This window comes from Thermococcus thermotolerans (assembly GCF_024707485.1).
In the GTDB taxonomy this organism is placed as follows: Archaea; Methanobacteriota_B; Thermococci; order Thermococcales; family Thermococcaceae; genus Thermococcus; species Thermococcus thermotolerans.
In genome coordinates this window covers 1,830,523-1,849,884 of record NZ_CP102602.1, presented here as the reverse complement: position 1 = coordinate 1,849,884, position 19,362 = coordinate 1,830,523, and the positions used below count along the sequence as shown (strand labels likewise).

General features: G+C 54.0%; 26 protein-coding genes. 11 read left to right on the top strand and 15 right to left on the bottom strand.

The features are described from left to right. Positions 1 to 8: 8 nt before the first annotated feature. Complete coding sequence (locus NUS69_RS10460) at positions 9 to 464, bottom strand: alanyl-tRNA editing protein (protein ID WP_258083684.1); 456 nt, start codon at positions 462 to 464, stop codon at positions 9 to 11. Positions 465 to 709: 245 nt separating this feature from the next. Between NUS69_RS10460 and NUS69_RS10455 the strand changes: the two genes are divergently transcribed. Together NUS69_RS10455 and NUS69_RS10450 are read left to right on the top strand one after the other, a co-directional pair. Then, the gene (locus tag NUS69_RS10455; RefSeq protein ID WP_258083683.1) at positions 710 to 2,056 is read left to right on the top strand and encodes a cyclic 2,3-diphosphoglycerate synthase; all 1,347 of its coding nucleotides are present in this window, start codon (positions 710 to 712) and stop codon (positions 2,054 to 2,056) included. A gap of 292 nt (positions 2,057 to 2,348) precedes the next feature. Then, positions 2,349 to 2,741: a hypothetical protein gene (locus tag NUS69_RS10450; protein WP_258083682.1), complete on the top strand. Its 393-nt coding sequence runs from the start codon at positions 2,349 to 2,351 to the stop codon at positions 2,739 to 2,741. Here NUS69_RS10450 and NUS69_RS10445 read toward each other — a convergent pair. Next, positions 2,738 to 3,217, bottom strand: a complete 480-nt coding sequence (locus NUS69_RS10445; RefSeq protein ID WP_258085103.1) for a DUF3368 domain-containing protein — start codon at positions 3,215 to 3,217, stop codon at positions 2,738 to 2,740. The genes NUS69_RS10450 and NUS69_RS10445 overlap by 4 nt on opposite strands. Next, a complete protein-coding gene (locus NUS69_RS10440; protein ID WP_258083681.1) occupies positions 3,210 to 3,455 on the bottom strand; it encodes a UPF0175 family protein in 246 nt (81 codons plus the stop codon). The genes NUS69_RS10445 and NUS69_RS10440 overlap by 8 nt, the downstream gene beginning before the upstream one ends. A gap of 410 nt (positions 3,456 to 3,865) precedes the next feature. Between NUS69_RS10440 and NUS69_RS10435 the strand changes: the two genes are divergently transcribed. Together NUS69_RS10435 and NUS69_RS10430 are read left to right on the top strand one after the other, a co-directional pair. Then, positions 3,866 to 4,129 (top strand): hypothetical protein, encoded by a 264-nt coding sequence (locus NUS69_RS10435; protein WP_258083680.1) that lies wholly within the window; start codon positions 3,866 to 3,868, stop codon positions 4,127 to 4,129. A gap of 80 nt (positions 4,130 to 4,209) precedes the next feature. Then, complete coding sequence (locus tag NUS69_RS10430; protein WP_258083679.1) at positions 4,210 to 5,400, top strand: ATP-binding protein; 1,191 nt, start codon at positions 4,210 to 4,212, stop codon at positions 5,398 to 5,400. Here the strand turns inward: NUS69_RS10430 and NUS69_RS10425 are convergent. The 3 genes from NUS69_RS10425 to NUS69_RS10415 are packed head-to-tail and all read right to left on the bottom strand — an operon-like array spanning position 5,375 to position 6,955. Continuing rightward, positions 5,375 to 5,788 (bottom strand): secondary thiamine-phosphate synthase enzyme YjbQ, encoded by a 414-nt coding sequence (locus NUS69_RS10425; RefSeq protein ID WP_258083678.1) that lies wholly within the window; start codon positions 5,786 to 5,788, stop codon positions 5,375 to 5,377. The two genes, NUS69_RS10430 and NUS69_RS10425, sit on opposite strands and share 26 nt — an antisense overlap. Then, entirely contained in the window at positions 5,739 to 6,068 is a 330-nt protein-coding gene (locus tag NUS69_RS10420; protein ID WP_258083677.1) for a VanZ family protein, read from the bottom strand. Before NUS69_RS10420 ends, NUS69_RS10425 begins: the two co-directional genes overlap by 50 nt. After that, positions 6,065 to 6,955: a thiamine-phosphate synthase family protein gene (locus NUS69_RS10415; protein ID WP_258083676.1), complete on the bottom strand. Its 891-nt coding sequence runs from the start codon at positions 6,953 to 6,955 to the stop codon at positions 6,065 to 6,067. Before NUS69_RS10415 ends, NUS69_RS10420 begins: the two co-directional genes overlap by 4 nt. A gap of 117 nt (positions 6,956 to 7,072) precedes the next feature. Between NUS69_RS10415 and pyrB the strand changes: the two genes are divergently transcribed. Further along, positions 7,073 to 7,993, top strand: coding sequence for an aspartate carbamoyltransferase (gene pyrB, locus NUS69_RS10410; RefSeq protein ID WP_258083675.1), 921 nt, complete (start codon positions 7,073 to 7,075; stop codon positions 7,991 to 7,993). Next, positions 7,994 to 8,449: an aspartate carbamoyltransferase regulatory subunit gene (pyrI, locus tag NUS69_RS10405; RefSeq protein WP_258083674.1), complete on the top strand. Its 456-nt coding sequence runs from the start codon at positions 7,994 to 7,996 to the stop codon at positions 8,447 to 8,449. It begins immediately after the preceding gene. A gap of 23 nt (positions 8,450 to 8,472) precedes the next feature. Here the strand turns inward: pyrI and NUS69_RS10400 are convergent, their stop codons facing one another. After that, positions 8,473 to 9,063 (bottom strand): ECF transporter S component, encoded by a 591-nt coding sequence (locus NUS69_RS10400; protein ID WP_258083673.1) that lies wholly within the window; start codon positions 9,061 to 9,063, stop codon positions 8,473 to 8,475. A 126-nt stretch (positions 9,064 to 9,189) separates the two neighbouring features. Between NUS69_RS10400 and NUS69_RS10395 the strand changes: the two genes are divergently transcribed. Genes NUS69_RS10395 through NUS69_RS10375 form a run of 5 tightly spaced genes read left to right on the top strand, consistent with a single transcriptional unit; the run spans position 9,190 to position 11,835 of the window. Further along, positions 9,190 to 9,990 (top strand): hypothetical protein, encoded by an 801-nt coding sequence (locus tag NUS69_RS10395; RefSeq protein WP_258085102.1) that lies wholly within the window; start codon positions 9,190 to 9,192, stop codon positions 9,988 to 9,990. Continuing rightward, positions 9,987 to 10,565, top strand: coding sequence for an AAA family ATPase (locus tag NUS69_RS10390; RefSeq protein ID WP_258085101.1), 579 nt, complete (start codon positions 9,987 to 9,989; stop codon positions 10,563 to 10,565). The genes NUS69_RS10395 and NUS69_RS10390 overlap by 4 nt, the downstream gene beginning before the upstream one ends. Positions 10,566 to 10,598: 33 nt before the next feature. Continuing rightward, positions 10,599 to 10,823: a zinc ribbon-containing protein gene (locus tag NUS69_RS10385; protein ID WP_258083672.1), complete on the top strand. Its 225-nt coding sequence runs from the start codon at positions 10,599 to 10,601 to the stop codon at positions 10,821 to 10,823. Next, positions 10,824 to 11,255, top strand: coding sequence for a PIN domain-containing protein (locus NUS69_RS10380; RefSeq protein WP_258083671.1), 432 nt, complete (start codon positions 10,824 to 10,826; stop codon positions 11,253 to 11,255). Position 11,256: 1 nt separating this feature from the next. Continuing rightward, positions 11,257 to 11,835, top strand: a complete 579-nt coding sequence (locus tag NUS69_RS10375) for a hypothetical protein (RefSeq protein ID WP_258083670.1) — start codon at positions 11,257 to 11,259, stop codon at positions 11,833 to 11,835. A 26-nt stretch (positions 11,836 to 11,861) separates the two neighbouring features. Here NUS69_RS10375 and glmM read toward each other — a convergent pair whose 3' ends face one another. The 8 genes from glmM to NUS69_RS10335 all read right to left on the bottom strand — a co-directional run bounded on the left by glmM (position 11,862) and on the right by NUS69_RS10335 (position 19,346). After that, entirely contained in the window at positions 11,862 to 13,211 is a 1,350-nt protein-coding gene (gene glmM, locus NUS69_RS10370) for a phosphoglucosamine mutase (RefSeq protein WP_258083669.1), read from the bottom strand. 109 nt (positions 13,212 to 13,320) lie between these two features. Next, entirely contained in the window at positions 13,321 to 14,037 is a 717-nt protein-coding gene (locus NUS69_RS10365) for a hypothetical protein (protein ID WP_258083668.1), read from the bottom strand. 31 nt (positions 14,038 to 14,068) lie between these two features. Beyond that, entirely contained in the window at positions 14,069 to 14,452 is a 384-nt protein-coding gene (locus tag NUS69_RS10360) for a hypothetical protein (protein ID WP_258083667.1), read from the bottom strand. Positions 14,453 to 14,456: 4 nt separating this feature from the next. Next, complete coding sequence (locus tag NUS69_RS10355) at positions 14,457 to 16,160, bottom strand: CGP-CTERM sorting domain-containing protein (RefSeq protein ID WP_258083666.1); 1,704 nt, start codon at positions 16,158 to 16,160, stop codon at positions 14,457 to 14,459. A gap of 4 nt (positions 16,161 to 16,164) precedes the next feature. Continuing rightward, entirely contained in the window at positions 16,165 to 16,908 is a 744-nt protein-coding gene (locus NUS69_RS10350) for a hypothetical protein (RefSeq protein WP_258083665.1), read from the bottom strand. Further along, positions 16,905 to 18,296: a hypothetical protein gene (locus NUS69_RS10345; protein ID WP_258083664.1), complete on the bottom strand. Its 1,392-nt coding sequence runs from the start codon at positions 18,294 to 18,296 to the stop codon at positions 16,905 to 16,907. Before NUS69_RS10345 ends, NUS69_RS10350 begins: the two co-directional genes overlap by 4 nt. Then, on the bottom strand, positions 18,293 to 18,424 hold the full coding sequence (locus NUS69_RS10340; RefSeq protein WP_258083663.1) for a hypothetical protein: 132 nt from the start codon (positions 18,422 to 18,424) through the stop codon (positions 18,293 to 18,295). The genes NUS69_RS10345 and NUS69_RS10340 overlap by 4 nt, the downstream gene beginning before the upstream one ends. A gap of 145 nt (positions 18,425 to 18,569) precedes the next feature. Continuing rightward, entirely contained in the window at positions 18,570 to 19,346 is a 777-nt protein-coding gene (locus NUS69_RS10335) for a BtpA/SgcQ family protein (RefSeq protein ID WP_258083662.1), read from the bottom strand. Positions 19,347 to 19,362: the final 16 nt, after the last annotated feature.

Sequence of the window (19,362 nt, the reverse complement as noted above, 5' to 3'; positions counted from 1 at the left end):
TTCCCACCTCACTGCACATCAAAGCTTATCTCAAGCAACTCCTTGCTCCTTCTAAACCTGACCTTCCGGATTTTTATCGCCCCTATCTCCCCCGTCGTTGCGGTATGCTCCTCCTTGCAAGCGTTGACGTTCCAGCCTTCTATGACGACGACCCTGAGGGTTCTTACCTCCTGCGGGATCGGGAAGAGGTCGTACATGTCCTCGCCGAAGCGCTCCTCGGCCTCGTCTCTGGGCAACTCGTAAACCTGAACCGGGACGTTTTCCCTTACCTTCTCGTTGGCGAGGCGCTCTATCTCGGCAACCTCCTCGGGCGTTGGCTTCCTGTCAAACTTGACGGTCAGCCTTCCATGATTTCCGTCCACGTAAACGCTCGCCGTCCACTTGGCGTTTTCACCCAGAACCTTAACGACCGCGCCTTTGACCACGTGCAGGGCGGTGTGTGTTCTAACCTCCACCGACGGCATAGGCATCATAAAACCTTTGAGGAGGACCTATTAACTGTTGCGGCGGCTGTAATAAGATACGTTAGGTTATCAACCCCCCGGGTAAATTCAAACGGGGATTATCCAGCCGTGCTTGAAGGTTTTTCAGTCCAATAATGGCCGTACCGAATAATCCACGCGTTAAGCTTGCATTGTTAAACAAAAACCGTTATAAATGCCAAAAACGATACACCAGTGCCAGATTAAAAACTTTTGAGGTGGTCATCATGGCCGAAAAGAAGAGAAAGAGGGTTCTCATTTTGGGCGCCGCAGGTAGGGACTTCCACAACTTCAACGTGTTCTTCCGCGACAACCCCGAGTATGAGGTGGTAGCTTTCACCGCCACCCAGATCCCGGACATCGAGGGCAGGCTTTATCCACCTGAACTTGCCGGCGAGCTCTACCCGAACGGAATTCCAATCTGGAGTGAGGACGACCTTGAGAAGATAATCAAGGAGCACAACATCGATATCGTCGTCTTCGCCTACTCCGACGTCTCCCACGAGCACGTCATGCACCTAGCCTCTCGCGCTCACTCCGCCGGTGCCGACTTCTGGCTCCTCGGCCCGAAGAGCACCATGCTCAAGTCCAGCAAGCCGGTCATAGCCGTTACGGCAGTCAGAACCGGCTGTGGAAAGAGCCAGACCAGCAGGAAAGTGGCTCAACTCCTCCAGGAGATGGGCTACAAGGTTGTAGCGATAAGGCACCCGATGCCCTACGGTGATTTGAGGAAGCAGGTCGTCCAGCGCTTCGCCAGCTACGAGGACCTCGACAAGCACGAGTGCACCATCGAGGAGAGGGAAGAGTACGAGCCCTACATCGACAGGGGCATGGTGGTCTATGCCGGCGTTGACTACGAGAAGATCCTCCGCGAGGCCGAGAAGGAGGCCGACATAATCCTCTGGGACGGCGGAAACAACGACTTCCCGTTCTACGAGCCCGACCTCTGGATAGTCGTCACCGACCCGCACAGGCCCGGCCACGAGCTCAAGTACCACCCCGGTGAGACCAACTTCCGCGCCGCTGACGTCATAATCATCAACAAGATCGACACCGCCAACAGGGACGACATCCAGAAGGTCCGCGAGAGCATCGAGAAGGTCAACCCGAACGCCATCGTCATCGACGGTGCCTCACCGCTCTACGTCGACAAGCCGGAGCTCATCAAGGGCAAGCGCGTTCTCGTCGTTGAGGACGGCCCGACCCTCACCCACGGTGGCATGAAGTACGGTGCCGGCTACATCGCCGCCAAGAAGTACGGCGCGGCTGAGATAATCGACCCGAGGCCCTACGCCGTCGGTTCAATCGTCGAGACCTACAAGAAGTACAGCCACCTCGACGTCATCCTGCCGGCCATGGGCTACGGCGCCAAGCAGATCAAGGAGCTTGAGGAGACCATCAACAGGGCCGACGCCGACGTCGTCATCATGGGTACCCCAATCGACCTCCGCCGCGTCATGAAGCTCAACAAGCCGGCCGTTCGCGTCAGGTACGAGCTTGAGGAGATCGGTGAGCCGAAGCTCAAGGACATCCTCAAGGAGTTCGTCGAGAAGTGCGAGAAGCTCAAGAAGTGATTTCCCCACTCCTTTCTTTATAATCTCAAAGACTAATTTTTAGTGACTGCACGTCCTCTGAAAATCTTGCCATGTTCTAAGGCAGAGATGCCAACAACCGGAAGCCTTTTAGGGATGACGACCAACCTACCCTGCCCGGGGAGTGCCGCCGAAGGCGGAGCCGATGAACTTGGGCGGGTTATTACCCCCTTTTCACGGCGTTTCTAAGAAGTCATGACACAACTACGCCCTCCTTCCAGTATTATACCCTCCGGGAGGAGGGAAATCTATAAATACCCGGAGGGAGGAGGGAATGGGACTTCTCGGAATGATAGGTGCTATTATTTTAGTCTTCTTTGAGGTGTATGCCATAGTTGGAGGTATTGAAACTATTTTTAACCCACCAACCATGAAGGGGAGAGTCGAAGAGGCGTTTCATGTTGGCCTTGTGATAACTTTAGGTGTCATAGTTGGATCAATCCTCTTATACTCCGATCCAGAGGCATTAAGGGGAGTTTTGGAAGAACACCGCTGGGCCCTCACCTTAATACCAATAGCACTCGCACTCTCTGGAACTTCAACAATAATCTCCTACCGCCGCCTCAAGCGTTTCGAGCAGGAGGAAATGCTCGAAAGGCTTGCCGAGAAGATGGGCGAGAAGCTTGGCGAGTCAATGGCTAAAGGGCTGAAAGCAAAAGAAACCTAACCCTCCCCGGCCTCTTCCAAAATTCTTTTGTAAAGCTCCTCACTCAGCCAGAAGCCGGTTTCCTTCAGCTTTTCAAGCTCCTCCCTCATGCTGGAAACCCCACCCCTGAACTTCGCCCTCAGCAGGACGCCAATCGTTCCCGTAACCTTCAGTCCCAGCGCCCTCGCGACTTCTCTTCCCTCGTAGTCGTCGATGAGTAGAAGGTCTGCCTTTCTCTCAATCGCCAGAACTATCGCCTCACTTTCACCCTCGTCCAGCTCGAGCATAAGCGACCTCTTTAGCGTCTCGTCCTTTATATCCACAACTTTTATCCAGTCGGCCTTTTCAATGATTTCAGAATCCCTCGAACCCTTCCCTTCGATAACGCACTCCCTGTGGACGGCTTCGGGAATAAGAACTTCCCCAAAGAACTCCCTTAAGAGTTCAAGTCTACCCATCTTGGCAAGATGAATCAGTGGAGTGGAGTTGCTAACCACGGGCAAAGTCCAAATCCTCCTCAAGCTCTCTCTCGGTGTAATGCCTCGGGATTTTTCGCCTCGCAAGCTCCTCCAAAAACTCCCTCTTCGTAACTCCAGCAAGTTTGGAGGCTTTTCCGAGGGAAAGGGCACCCCTTGAGTAGAGGATCAACGCCAGCTCAAGCTTCAGCTCCCTCTCAATTTCGCCCTTCGGGAGCTTGATGGATACAAGAACATCATCGGGTATAACTATCTCCATCTTCCCACCCGTTAATATTGAAGTCCACAGGTATTTAACGCCTTCGCCCCGTATTATACCCTCCGGGAGGAGGGAAATCTATAAATACCCGGAGGGAGGAGGGAAATGACAATTTGCGACTACACAGAAGCTGGGTCAAGAGAAGATACCATAACGCTATATCTTGTGGGGGGAATACTGGGCGGAATTTTCATTTACATTGTGATATTCTCGGGGAAATTTAGCGGCTTATCCGATACAACAGTACTCGCACTGGTTAGTTTTGGAATTGCCTCCGGAGCCTCCGTGATAGTCCTGGTCTGATTGACGACATACATGAATTCACCGCGGGCATGGACCCCAATGAAATCATGGAGAGATGCATAGCAGACACTAAGAATAAAGAAGAAAAACTGGAAGAGGCCTATAACATGGCAACTAAAAGAGCCTACAACCTGTTCATTAGTTTTCTCATTGAATGGATACTTCTCGAAATAAGCACGGCAATTCTCTTGTACTTCGGAGTTCCCCACTGGCTCACCACGGTTTCTCTGATAGTGTTCTCCCTTGGAGGCCTTATCAGTTTCGTCCTCTGGATAATCTCGTACCTCAGGTACAGAGATTACAGCAAAAGACTTCTCCTCCTCCTCCAGCTCAAGAAAAACGACAAGGCAGAGATTTCCATCAGGATTTAGGCCTTTATTTTTAAACCCTGAGAACCCACAATTCTCAACCTTTATAAAGGTGTGAGAACTACAACTTCTCAGGTGTTGGTATGAGGCTCGGGGATTTGAGCTACATGAACCCCTGGTGGGAAGGAAAGGAAGACTACCACGCGAGGCGCTGGAGAGAGCAAAAAATCCATTGGTGGCCTAAATGGATTGATGAGCTCTCACTCGAACCGTTCTCGCTCAACTTCGTCCTCGGCCCGAGGCAGGTGGGGAAGACCACGGGGATAAAACTTCTCATCCAGGAACTCCTGAAAGAAAATCCACCTGAGTCAGTTCTCTACATCAACGTTGAGATCCTTCCAGACTATAGAGAGCTCTCAGCCTTGATAAGGGAGTTCCAGGAACTAAAGGAGAAGGGAGGCATCAAAAGGGGATACGTCTTCCTAGATGAGGCCTCATCACTCGAAGGGTGGTGGAGGGGGATTAAGCCGCTCATTGATGCTGGCATCTTAGAGAACGACGTGATCACGGTTACTGGATCAAGCTCTCTGAGGGTGAAGCGGGACATAGAGCTGTTCCCAGGAAGGAAAGGAAAAGGAAGAACCCTTGAAGTCATGCCACTGTCTTTCGGGGAATACATTGAGGTCATGGGTCTGAAAAGACCGGAACTTCACAGGAAAAAGACGCTGAAACTCTTTGAGGAGTACCTGAAAACCGGTGGTTTCCCGGGATCAATCAACGGCCTCCCCATGGACGATCTTCTCGGAGCGTACATAGGAGAATTCGCCCGTTTTGGAAAGAGCCTTGAGATAGCCAGAGAAACCATGGCGGCAGTAATCCGAAGCGCCCCTTCGGCTACGAGCTTTAGGGCATTAGCTAAAGCTACCTCAGGCTACTCCTACAAGGTGGTTCAAGACTACATCGAGTTCTTTAGGGAGCTGTATGTGCTCGGGATAGCGTACCTCAAACAGGGAGATCAGGTACTCTACAAGCGGGAGAAGAAGTTCTTCTTTAGAGACCCGCTTTTAGCACGGCTTTTCTCTGTCTGGAGCGGTGCTCAGTTGAGAGAGGAAGCCCTCTACGAATGGGTCGTCCAAGAGCATCTATACCGGAGGTTCGAAGAAGTTTACTATTACAGGAATTCCTACGAGGTTGATGCGATAGCAGGTGACTTGAAGGTTGAGGTAAAGGCAGGAAAAGCCCATAGGAAATACCCAAAGAACGTCATCGTGCTCGAAAAGGAAGATGTGCCATTTTTCCTCCTTGACATCATTCCCCCACAACCTGCACTATAACGCGCCTGTGTCTCGGTATCACATCGAGTTCGACGAAGAAAATCTGTTGCCATGTTCCGCGCACGAGTCTGCCGTCAACGACGGGGAAGCATTTGCTCGCGCCGAGGAGCGTCGCGCGAAGGTGGCTGTGGGCGTTGTCGTCTATCCTGTCGTGGAGGTAGCCCTGGCCCTTCGGGATCAGCTCCCTCAAAGCTCGCTTGAAGTCCTCCAAAAGACCGGACTCGTGCTCTATCGTGACTATCGCGCCAGTCGCCCCGGGAACGAAGACGAGAACCTGTCCGTTTCTTATTCCAGACTCCTCAACGGTCTTTTCGACCTCCCGGGTTATGTCCACCAGGTCAATCTCCCCCTTTGTGGAAAAGCGAAGCTCCCTCGTGAGAACCTTCATACCACCACCCGAACAGGACTCCAAGGGCAAACCCTATTAGGTTTGCGGCCATGTCGGCGGGGGAGAATGTTCTCCCGGGGACGAAGAGCTGGAGGAACTCTAAGAGAAACGGCAGGGGCAGGAGGTAGGCCCACAAACGCCATCCAAAAAAGCCCAGAGCGACAAATTCTACCAAATGGACCAGCTTATCCCCGTTAGCCACGGGCGACGACGGAACCCTTGGGGTCAGGTTCAGAAACAGAAGGAGGAGTATGTAGAGGAGAAGAAATCCTCGCCTCAAAGGTTCTTCACCAGCCTCTTGAGCTTCTCAACGACCTCTATGGGATGCTTTCCGAAGAGATACACGAGGGGCTCCACACCAAAGCCCCCGATGTCGATAACGGCATCGTAGGAATCCTCACGGAAGGCCTCCGCGATTGTGCTCACAGCCTCCTCCTCACTCAGCCCGCCGGTTTTTACCCTGGTGACCTTGAAGCCGGCCGCTTCAATGGCCTTTTCCACGTCCGGCCCGTATCTGATGTTGAGAACGCTCCGTATGTCGGGCCTGATGCCCGCCAGCTTTACGAGTATTCCCGCGGTAAAGGTGCTCGCTCCAAATTCCGGCGGCAGGGCAAAGGCCTTGCCCTTAACGGCGGTTATCCTCCCGGGGATGGCGGCGACGTCCTCAATGCCCCCCGGGGATGGAAGGGCATATGCAAAGTTGCTCCTGACCTCCGGGATGAGTGAGGGAAAGCTTTCGTCCTTGAGAAGCTCGTTGAGCGCCATGTTCAGAACCTCAAGTATCTCGCCGCGGCTGGAACCTATTGAGAACAGCGAGCGGCACGCCTCCTCACTTACCCCTGCATATTCAGCGTAGAACCTGCACAGGAAACCGTCTTGAAAGAGCTCGAATACACTTCTCGCCACAAGGAGCACGGCATCCTCCCTGCTCCCACCAAACAGGATAAGGTTGGAAACGTCGCTGGCTATGTCCTCCAACTTTCCGGCAACTTCAGCGGGAGGCCTCTTGTACCTGCCGGAGAGATACTTGCTCACCATCGCCTGCGTTATACCCAGATACTCAGCTATCTGGGACTGCTTCATCCCCTCACGGTAAAGCCTCTCCGCTATCTTTGCCCTGAGGAACGGCATCAGCTCCTCGGCTACGTATACGCTGGGCGTCCTCATGCTACCACCCTAAAACTAAGTTATTGAATTTTCGAACCCATGCTTAAAGCCTTACTCAACAATTTTATGTCAAAAAACGTTTAAAAACCCATCGATTTTTACATCGGAAGGGCTTCTATGGACTGGAAAGGACGCGACGTGATAAGCGTTAGGGACTTCTCCAAAGAGGATATTGAGTTCGTTTTGAAGGTCGCCGAAAGGCTTGAGGATGAGCTCAAGAATGGCCCGCTCGACTACGCGAAGGGAAAAATCCTCGCGACGCTTTTCTTCGAGCCGTCAACGAGAACCCGCCTAAGCTTCGAGAGCGCCATGCACCGCCTCGGGGGTTCGGTCATAGGGTTCTCATCAGCGTCAAGCACAAGCGTCAAGAAGGGCGAGAGCCTGGCCGATACGATAAAGACGGTCGAGCAGTACAGCGACGTAATAGTTATACGCCATTTGATGGAGGGAGCGGCGAGACTAGCCGCGGAGGTGGCTGAGATTCCAGTCATCAACGCCGGTGACGGTAGCAACCAGCACCCAACACAAACTCTACTCGACCTCTACACGATAAAGCGCGCCTTCGGGAGGATAGACGGCCTGACCATAGGCCTGCTCGGTGACCTCAAGTACGGGAGAACCGTCCACAGCTTAGCCGAGGCTCTGGCATTCTACGACGTCGAGCTGTACCTGATTTCGCCGGAGCTTTTGAGGATGCCGAAGCATATAGTTGAAGAGCTTCGCGAGAAGATCAGAATCCACGAGACGACCGACCTGGAGGGAACGATTCCGGAGCTGGACGTTCTCTACGTTACCAGAATCCAGCGCGAGCGCTTCCCGGACGAACAGGAGTACCTCAAGGTCAAGGGCAGCTACCAGGTCAACTGCGCGGTTCTGAAGAGAGCAAAGGAAAGCCTCAGGATAATGCACCCACTCCCGAGGGTCGACGAGATACACCCTGAAGTTGACAGGACGGAGCACGCGCTCTACTTCAGACAGGTCTTCTCCGGCGTGCCAGTCAGAATGGCCCTTCTGGGGTTAACGCTGGGGGTGCTGTGAATGGCCGAGCTCAAGGTTACCGCCATCAGAGAAGGAACCGTCATAGACCACATCCCGGCCGGAAAGGGGCTGAAGGTCATCGAGATACTCCGCCTAAATAGGCCAAACGGAGGAGTTCTTCTTCTCGCCTCGAACGTCCACAGCGGAAAGCTCGGAAGGAAGGACATCGTCAAGATAGAAGGAAAATTCCTGAGCGAGGAGGAGGTCAACAAGATAGCCCTTATCGCTCCAACTGCCACCGTCAACATAGTGCGGGACTACATGGTGGCTGAGAAGTTCAAGGTCGGGATTCCCGATGAGATAACCGGAATCCTCCGCTGTGCCAATCCAAACTGCGTCAGCAACCATGAGTACACCGTTTCAAAGTTCTATGTCGTCTCAAGGGAGCCCCTAAAGGTGCGCTGCCACTACTGCGAGAGGACGATGGAAGAAGAGGAGATACTGGGCAATCTCTGAGCCCTTTTCTAAATTTTCGTCTTTCACTTCAGCAGGTGTGGAACGCGCCTCAGCACAGGTATTGTGGCGGCCAATCCAACAAAGACGTCGATGGCGCTCTGGATGACGTTGGGCAGGCCGATGGCAACCCAGAAGGGAACTCCAGTCCATGCCTCAACCGTCTCGACAACCTTCTCCGGGGGAACGCCCAGCCATATCTCAAGGGCCACGTAGTAGTTGAGTGCCACCATCAGGGGGACCCTAACCGCGATGCCTATCAGGAAAGCCAGAACCGCAAAGGCCACGGTTCTCCTTCCGCCCGCGTTCTCGAAGTCAAAGCGGGTGAGCCGTCTGGATACCTCCAGCCCAATGAGGACGCTGAAGGTTGCGGTGGCCTTCATCATACCGCCCAGCCAGCTTGCCGAGGATATGAGCCCCAGCCCCACGAACAGCAGGAATACCGCGATTATACCTCCGGCGAATCCCGTGAGGAGGTAGGCCATTATTATGGGAACCGCTACGAGGTCTATTTTCATGCCCCATACGGTGGGCATCTCCACTGGGATAACCTCCAACATGAGCGAAAGGCCGAGCATCATTCCGATTAGGGCTATCTCCCTTGAACTCATCCTCATGGTCAAACCCCGGTGCGGGTTTTTGTTCCATAATTTATAAATTTTTGTTCCATATTTGGAATATTCGCCCAGGAATTCAAAAAGAACCCTTAAAAGCAGAGCCCTGGAGATACCTTGGGAGGGACTATGTTTACGGTCGAGAGAATATCAGAGCTTGTCAGGGAGATAAGGCGTGAGAACGGCTTTCCCGACAGCCCGTTCAGGATAGACGAGGTTCGCTACGACGAGGGGGAAGACAAGCTCTTCATAATCGCCCACGACAGAACCGACAAGAGCGTCGTCATAGGCAACAGCTTCGTCATCGGGAAGCTCCGCGAGAGGCTTGGAGTCAGACAGGTCACCGTCTACTCAAACCTCGATCTGGAGATAAAAAGGAAGAAATTAGAGGAAGCCGAAAGGCTTGTTAAGGGGACGGAGCTTGAGTTCCTCCTCCCGATAATCGAGGTGGAGAAGAGGTTCCCACCGAGGAAATGGCCGGAAGTTAAAGGTGACATCAAAACGCTCGTCTTCATGAGCTTCAACGCGAAAGCCCTGCTGGGCTTTGCCGAGAGGCTGAAACTTCCCCACGATGCCGTTGGAATCAGGTACGCGTTCCCAAGGCTGAAGTATGAGCCGATAGAGGCCGAACCGGAGGAACTGTTCTTCCCTAACGAGGGGAAACTTATCGGGATTGCGGAGGAGCGCGGGGCAAAGCTCATCCTGGCGGACTTTCCCTTCGGCCTAAGGCTCGAAAGAGGGGTTTATCTCCTCAACCCATTCCGGCTACTTCACATAGGCTTCTTCGAGCTGAAGTACCTGTTCGGCTTTGACATGCCGACCGTTTATGACAAAACGGCGTTGATCAGGTTCGTAACTTCCCTGACCTACGAGGGGCTTATGGAATCGACTGACGGGGCGAATCTAATCTGGAGGATGTGGAAGAGATGATAGTCGGTGTCGTTGGAAAGATAGCCGCTGGAAAGACAACGGTTGCAAAGTTCTTCGAGGAGAAAGGCTTCTGCAGGGTTTCCTGCAGCGACCCGCTGATTGATTTGCTGACCCACAACGTCTCGGACTACTCGTGGATTCCAGAGCTGCCGGAGAAGGCCGAACCGACTCGGGACAGGCTCATAGAGTTCGGGAAGTACCTCAAGGAGACCTACGGCGAGGACATACTCATAAGGCTCGCCGTCGACAAGATGAGGCACTGCAAGAACATCGTCATAGACGGCGTCCGCTCGGAGGGGGAGATAAAAGCTGTGAAGAGACTCGGCGGAAAGGTCATCTACGTCGAGGCAAGCCCGGAGGTAAGGTTCGAGCGCCTTATAAAGAGAAAGGCGAGCAAGGACAAGGGCATCAAGAGATTCGAGGACTTCAAGGCGATGGACGACGCCGAGGAGCGGCTGTATCACACGAGCGAGCTGAAGGGGTTAGCGGACTACATCATAGTCAACGAGGGAACCCTGGAGGAGCTGAGGGAGAGGGTGAAGGGGATTATTGAACACATCGCGGGGAAGGTTTAAAGGGAATTGGAACAATTCATGAACGGTGGGAAGATGGGAGAGATAGTTGTAAAGATTCCCGACGAGATTGAGAGATACCTCACCCCCGCGCTGAGAAAAAGAATAGAGCTTGAGACAATCAAGGAGATAGAGGGGAGAATCCAGAAGGCCAGCAGATTTATCAAACTGGCCGACAAAAGCGAACTGACCGAGGAAGAGGCTGAAAATCTTGCAGAAGATCTCAAGCGAGACCTCGCAAAGAGATACGGGGTTATTTAGATGGAAATCGCACTTGATTTCAACCTTGTTTTCTCAGCGCTCCACAGCAGGGGTAGGGTTCACTTAATTTTCGCCTGGAACTACGTTGTTAAGAGGGCTACTTTTCTCGTCCCCGAATTCTTCTGGGAGGAAATCGGGGGCAAGTGGAGAAAGATTTTACTCTCAACAAAACTGAGCGAGAGTGAACTTTCAGAGATGTTTGAAATCATCAAGAGCCAGACTTTGACGGTTCCAGAGGAGGAGATTAAACCTTTCCTTCAGAGGGCGATTGAAATAACACCCGACCCGAAAGACGTTCCGTACGTGGCGCTTGCTTTGTCTTTTAACGTCCCTCTCGCAACGGGGGACAAAAAGCTCAGGGAAGGACTAAAAGGGAGTGAAGTCCAAACACTCACGCCCAACGACCTCGCAAAAATAGTGCTGGGTGAGTAAGATGAACCTCCTCATCATCGCACCCTGTCTGCTGAGTCCATTCTACGTCTACCGGGGAGCTAAGGAGAAGGAGTACGAGACTGCAAAACTTTTGAGGGAGCTGATTGGAGAGCTCGATGAAAACTGGCAGGTTCTGGCTTATCCCTGCCCCGAATACGAGCTCATCGGCTGGCCGCGGGCACCGGCGAGCAGGGAAGTTTACGAGAGGCTGGGCATGCACGAAAGGGCGAAGGTGATAGCCGACTTCATAGGAAGGGTCCTGACCGAGGAAAAGCCCGAGAAGATCGTTTTCGTTGGGGTCAAGGGCTCCCCGACCTGCGGAGTCTTCCACACGAGCTCAAGCAACCCGGATAACTATCCTTACAGAGCGATGCAGGAGTTCTTCTACCTGAGCAAGGAGGAGCGACTGGGCCGCTCGAAGGAGATAGTCGAGGAACAAAACTTCCGGCTGGTGAACCTGCCCGGGATACTCTTCGAGATACTCATGGCGCGCTTCCCGGAGGGAACCTACATCGAGTTCGATAAGGATGAGGTGGAGGGGAGCATCGAGGAGCTGAGGAATGTCCTAAATCAGGAATAACACGGAGAACCAGGAATTTGAAGCCATCATGCCCTCTCAATCGCCCCCCTCACCAGCCTCTCCGCCTTCTCCATCAAAGCTCTGGCCTTCTCTTCGGTGTGGGCCTCCAGAGTTATGCGCATTATCGGCTCCGTCCCGCTTGGACGGAAGAGGATCCACCAGTCGGAGTTTTCAATCCTGACCCCGTCTATGTCTATGAGCCTTTCGTAGTCGAAGCTCTGGAGCGCTTCTCTCGCTATGATCTCCATCGCTCTGGCCTTCTTCTCGTTGGGGCAGGGTATCTTGGCGCGAAGGGTCACGTAGCGCGGGACTTCTTTGGCGAGTTCACTCAGCGGGCCTAACCTGTCAATCATCTCAAGAACCAGAGCCCCGGCGAAGATGCCGTCTGGGGTGAGGTTCCACTCCGGCATTATCCACGTCCCGCTCGGCTCACCGCCGAATACCCCTCCGTGCCTGGCTAATTCATCAGCGACGGCAACGTCCCCAACGCGCGTTCTTATGACCACCCCGCCCAGGGGCCTCACGTAGTCGTCGAGGGCGAAGCCAGCATCAACTGTCGTAACTATCCTCCCCTTCCCGAACTTCCTTAGCATGTAGCCGGCTATAAGCGAGAGCATGACCTCGTATTCCACAAAGTTGCCCTCGTCATCAACGACGCCAATCCTGTCGGCATCGCCGTCGTGCGCTATGCCGACGTCGGCCTTCATGGCCCTCACAGTCTTTGCAAGGGCTGAGAGGCTCTCCGCGTTCGGCTCAAGCTCCCTCACAAAGAACCCGCTCGGGTGGGAGTTGAGCGAGATAACCCTGTTGCTAAGCTCTCTCTGCAGGTAGGGACTCAGGAGGGAGCCAGCACCGTTTCCTGTGTCGAGGACGACGGTATATGAATCGTCCAGGTGAACCATCTCAAGGGCGGCCTCTATGTACTCCCCTCTCGGGTCGGCCTTCCTGAGGCTTCCAATCTCGTTCCAGGGGGCCTTTTTGAAGTTCCCGGATTCGAGGATTCCCTCAAGCTCGTTCTCCATTTCGGGGGTGTAGGCCATTCCGTTGGCCTGCCACACCTTTATGCCGTTGTACTCCGGCGGGTTGTGGCTGGCCGTTATTGTAACACCTGCCTCTGCCCCGTAGAGCTTGATGGCGAAGCCCGTCAGGGGCGTGGGCGCGAGGCCGATGTCTATAACATCTATTCCCGCCGAAAGAAGCCCGCTTATTAAAGCCCTTTTCAGCATCTCACCGCTCGTCCTCGTGTCCATGCCGACGACGACCGTTCCTCCGCCGAGGTAAGTCCCCAGGGCCCTGCCAATGTTGAGGGCAAGCTCGGGGGTGAGTCTTTCGTTGACGACCTCTCGAATCCCGCTGGTTCCGAAGTACCTTCCCATGAATCTCACCCGTGAGAATTATGGTACGCGTTGGGAGACGGAAAATATAACGTTTTCTCACATCAAAGGAATGGAAAAATTAACGAGGGAGGGAAAAGGTTCCAAGCCTTCAGCTGCTGAAGACCGCTATCTCCTTCCCCTCGGGGTTCAGTACGTGGATAACCACGTCCCCGCCAAGTTTCTGGGACAGGTCGGATGCCATCTGCTTATACGCGTTTTCGGCGTCGCCTATCTCGTCCCTGCTCTCAAAGGAGCTCACAGCCTTCACGTCGTAGGGATTGCTCCCTTCGAGAATTATGTCCCACGGCCCCTCGCCGACGAGCGAGACGGCGTAGTCAAGGACGGCCTTCGCCTTATCCTCACCAGCGTCAGCGTACCACACGTATATGGTGCCGGAGTTCACGTACGAGTACCTGCTCTCCGCGGAGAAGAGCTCGTTCCTCTCGTCCGTTACGAGCTTCAGGATCGATTTAGCGCCCCCGAACACGTCCTGCGACATCTTCGAGGCCATCATCTCCACGTAGAACTTCGTGGCATCGTCTATCTGGTCCGGACTTGTGTAAGGTGTGGTCACCTCGACGGTGTAAGCGTCACCGCTCCTGCTCAGATAGACGTCCGTCTCCCCGGTTATCTGAAAGGTCTCTCCAACGAAGTCAATGAGCGCCTTGGCCTGCGAGAGCGATACGTCGCCGGAGTAGTGCACCGTTACATCGTTTATCGTGAGGGTCTTCTCAGTCCTCACATTCGCCTCCGGATTTTCACAGCCAGCGGCGATGACCAGAAGGACCACCGCCAGCAGGGCAAAGACGGGTTTCCTCATTCTCATTCCTCCAGTTTTTGTATGGAAAACAAAAGTCTCACTTCTTTTCCAGCCGGTATATCCCAACGCTGACCTTGTAGGAATCGACGTTTAGCGGGGCCTTATAGTCCACCCTGACCTGGAAGGGCTTGCTTGAGCCGTAGATCAAACTGCCTGTTTCCGACTCCGTTAGAACGTCCCCGTTCTCGTCGAGAATCGTTATCTTCTCGACGGTGCCCTCGCTGCTCGCGTTTATGTAGTACTTGCCAGGCTCAATGACGTGGCTGAGGTAGAAGACATCCCCGCTCACCGTTTCAGTCTTAACCTCGACCGGAACCTTTTCGTAGGCTGTATCGTAGTAGTACTGGACGCCGAAGACAGCGACCATACCCAGGACCACAAGCAGGAAGAAGCCAACGATCAGCTTTTTGATCAGTCCCATATCATCACCTCCTCGTTATTATGATCACCAACAGCGCGAGCAGGGCCATTATACCCGGCCCGCAGGTAACCTCCACTGAACTTCCCCCGTCAGTGCCAGTTTCCCCACCGGAACCACCGGATGGACTTTGGGTTGTGAAGCCGGAACCCCCTGATGTGGTAGCAGATGGGCTGGAGGTGGTGGGGCTACCCGAATCATCAGTTTCGCTCCCAACAGACGAATCCGTCTGGTTACAGACTTCTTTAACGTGGAAATACTCGCCCGGATGATCGTGAACCCATACCTCCACCTGGGCGATCTTGTACCATTCCCACATCGGGAGGTCGTCGAACTCAAACGTTCCTTCAGAGCTGGTCTCAGAGTAGAAAGGCACCTTCACGAACTTTACGTCATCCTTTCCAAGCTCCACGAAGTTGGGAACCCACGCGACCAGCTCACTACCCTGCTCGACATGATGGACGTCACAGCCGGCGAATTCCATGTTCGGGCCAAGCTTAAGGAGTCTATCAGGGGAAAGGAAGATGGCAAAGCCGTTCCCAGCGCGCGTTATGTAGCGACTGTGAGGCTGGACGTCGTAGTAGGCCTCCAAAATGTCGCCCGAGGGAGATGTCTTGACGAGCGGGTCAAAGAAGATGTAATTTCCGTCGTCAGCGAGTGTAAAGCCAGCTGGAGATTCTCCATTGGGGAGGCTCGTGTTCCAGAAGCCGCTCCAGAGGACGTTGCCCTTCTTGTCGAGCTTCATCCATATCGAAGCGCCCCCATCGTACTTCCCAGGGAGGCCGTTGGTGTAGAGCCACCCGTCCGGGACGCTGTAGAGCATCGGCCTTCCACCGGAGAGGCTATTGAAGCGCCCCATTTTCCATAGCTCACCGCCATCTACCGCCTGTCTGTACTCCCTGACCCATTTCGGCTTTCCAGTTTTGGGGTCTATGGCCATAACACCGAAGTCTGGAATGCCACTGGGCGAGGAGAAGGCTATGACAACATCGTTCCCGTCGAAGCCCACGACCATAACGTGCTCGTGGATGCCCTCCCTGCCGTAGATGTGAATCCACTCCAGGTTTCCGGAGGGGTCGAACTTTACCGCCCCCACGTCAAGGCGAGGGGCTATGTAATCTGAGTCATATGGGTCGTCTGGGTTTTTATGATGCATGTGCGCGTAGATTGGAGCGACCACTATGACCCCATCACCTGTAGGCTGAACCCTGATGCCCGAATAGCCACCTTTTGAGTTCTTGAATGCCCTTGCCCAGACCGGGTTTCCCGAGAAGTCGAACTTGACCAGGGTAAAGAGAGGGTCTCCTCTGAGCCAGCCGTCTGGATAGGTTACGTTAACGACGCCGTTTGTCATCAGAACCACGTATATGCCGTCCTTTCCGACGGCGATATCAGATACACCCTGATACTGCCCGTAGGGAAGATTGAGGGGGAGTTTTGGGCTTAAGCTGAAATTCTTCATCCAGAGCGCTTCCCCCATAGGGGAGATGTGTACCAAAACCGCCAGTCCGGCCCCGTGGCTCCCCAAAAGATAGTAGTCCCCATCGTTTCCAGGGACGAAAGACAGAGGGTTGTATGAGCTTTCAAACATCGTTTTATCACGCTGGACACTGTATATTACCTCCCACGCGGTAGAGGGGCTTGCAAGGGGCAATAAAAAGCCCATAAGAATGAAAAACACGACGAAGATGCCGAATTTTTTCATCCCCATCACCTCACGGTTTTCGGATTTCAGCGACGCTTATCGCGTTCGCGAACTCCTCAGGAGAAAGCTCTCCAAAGAGGGCCTTCAGGAGAGCGCTGCTGGAAACGGAAAAGCTGACGTTCCTCTCACCGAGGTAGACTATCTCCACCCTCTCGACCCAGGGGGCGTCCTCCAGTATGGCGAGGCTCATCCTGGCGTAGTCCCTCCAGAAGGAGTCCTCCCCAGCCAGATACTCGAGGGAAACACTGGCGGTATCGTTCGTGACCGTCACGTTGTGCACGAGGACATCGAAGAGGCTCAGGTCGTTTTCAATCATGAACTCCGGCCTTCTAATGTCCTCGAAGGTAGCATTGTCGAGGTCACCGTTTTTGACCGTCAGCGCGATTACCGGCTCGTCCCCGAAATAGGCCTCGACCCTGATGTTCTCGGAACCGTTTTTTACCCATTTCTCAGCGAAGGTGTAGAGGGCGCCGGGAAGGCTCCCGTCGATGATGCTCGTCTCGAAGTGTATAACCGTCCAGTTACCGGAGTTTATAACGGTGACGTTCCCGGCTAAATCGGTGCCCGAGGTTTCCGTCCCGTTGGAGAAAGGAGTTTCTGCGGCGGTGGATGTCTCACCAATATTGTTCGTCAGGTTTTTGACCGTGTCTATAACCCGCTCGGGACTCAGGTCGTCTGGAATCTGAAAGTCCCAGTTGAGGTACAGGTAGGCACCCGCGATTAGGAGGAATATCAGGAGCAGCTTTCCCTTCATATTACCCCCTCCTCGTAGAGCCTGTTGAGGTAGAACCGTATCCTTGCCTCTTGGTCATTAAAGTCGCCCTTGGAGTTCCTGTTCATCATGTTGACCCTGTGCATCCCCGTGGTGGTGTCCCTCATTTCGTCAATCGTGTTCCTGATGATGTCGCGGTACTTCATGCCGGCCTTCTTGTAGCGGATGGCAATCTTCGCGGTGGTTTCGAACTCCCACCTGTAGTCCTGAGCTAAGGTCTTCTTTATGGCAACTCCCATCGAGTTGAGAACCACCTCGATCGGCTTCGTCTCAATTTTCGATGGAACGGCGTTCTTGTAGGGAGACATAGCCTTCTCGCGGTTCTCTATGTCCGACATGTCGTTGTAGAACGAAGCACTCTTCTCGTCCACGTGCAGGTCTTTGGCAGTCTTCTTCACCGCCTCGCTATCGGAGAAGATGTTGACGTCCTTGTCGGCCTTGAAGTAGTCCTTGAAGAGTCCCAATGGTTTGGGGAGGTAGTTTGCCACCTGGTCGATGAAGGTATCGAGGGCCTTGTTGCCGTAGTATTTGGCCTTCCAGCCAAGGGCCGAGCTGTCTCCAGAATAGCCCGGGTTTGAGTTGATTACCCTGATAACGTCTCCCCTCGGTGTCTTAACGACCACAAAGCTTCCCCACTTTTCGCCAAGAGCTTTGAGTCCCTCTTTGGTTTCCGCCATTCTTTTAGCAGCATCTGGACTCAACCCCTTGGGGGGAACCTCCGGGCTTTCAGGAACGGCCACCGATGAGTTAACCGGAACCCTAACAGTGCTGTTGGGGATTCTGCTCAGATAGAGGTTGAGCAGAACCGGGGCAAGGCCCTCAAGGTTGCAGGCGTTCGCCCCAACCAGATATTCAACCTTAGCACTCACCAAGTAGTGGTCGTTGGCGAGGACATCGTAGGTGTGGGTCACCCCCGTGAAGCCGGTTCCGTCGAGGTACCTCTTGCCGCAGAAGGACTTCAGGCTGACATAGTTCCTTCCAGAGTCGAACTCGTAGTGGCAGAACTCCACGCCTATTTTCTGCCCGTAGTCATCTGTCATGTCGTACTCGTAGTCCGTGTAGTTCGGCAAGTCTTTGAGGAGCCCATTAAACAGCTCAACGGCCTCGTTATCGGTGTAGTAGGTCGCCGCCACCCGAATGTAGTTGGTAACATCCTGGCTGTGGTTGGCGCACATGAAGTCCTGGACAAAGTTGACGAAGTTTGAACCCTCCCAGCCTCCCCCACCCTGGCCGAAGGTGAGTATCAGACCGAGGGATTCGGCTTCCTCCTTCGTTATCGAGGGTAACCGATCCGGAAACTGGGAGGCGGAAACGGGCAAAGCTAGTAGGAGCATAACTCCGAGGAAAAGGGCAAGGTTCTTTAACATCATGTCAACCTCCGAAGGAGCCCCAGAGACCACCTCGCGAGCAGGAGGAAAACTATAACTGCCCCAAGGAGCAGGAGAAGCCCAAGCAGTGGGGCAAAAACGTTCAAGCCCGTGAGGGGTTCCGAGGGCATCTGATCACTTCCGGGCAAAACCATCTCGCGGAAAAGAAAAGCGGGACAGGCTCTGCGTTGATCCTTTCAACGAATTACGCAGTTATGGGTAATAAGACTTTCGGAAAAGAAAATTCAAGTGAGGATTTTGTAAACAAAATTTTCTTCAATGGCGAAGACTTTTCGCCAGCTCGACCAGCTTCATCGCCCTCTCAAGCGAGACCTCGTTCTCGACCTTTCCGTCCCGCTTGATCCACGTACCCACTATGAAGCCGTCCGCAAACTTCCAGAGCTCATGGAGGTTGTCGTAGGAGGTGCCCGAACCCACAACCACCGGCACGGGCGAGACTCTCTTCGCCAGGGCGAGCTTTTCAACGTCAACGGGCTTTCCGGTTGCCCTGCCGCTGACAACTATGGCATCGGCGAGACCGCGCTCGACGGTGTCCCTTATCGCGTCCTCGAAGTCGAAGAAGTGGACGGCGTGCTTGACGTGGACGTCCGCGAAGACCTTTATCCCGCTCGGGAGGAGCTTTCTGAGCCTTGCCAGCTCGTGGGCGATGCCCTCCATGAGGCCCTGGTCCGTGTAGGCAACGCCGCTCAGCACGTTCACCCTTATGAAGTCAGCTTTAACCGCGTAGGCTATGGAATAGGCGGCAATTCCGTCGTTGCGGAGGACATTTATTCCCAGGGGCAGGCTCACCTCGTCGCGGATTGCCTTGGCGACGGCTGTGAATGCCGCGACGGTCGTCTTGTCCACGTACTTTGGGAACGGAACATCACCGAAGTTCTCGACCATTATCGCATCGAAGCCCGCCTTTTCAAGGGTTTTCGCGTCATTAACGGCCAGCTCGATGACGTTATCAATGTTCCCGTCGTAGAGGTAGGAACCCGGAAGGGGCTTCAGGTGAACCATGCCTATGAGGGGTTTCTTCTCGAACTGCATAACACCACCAATCCAA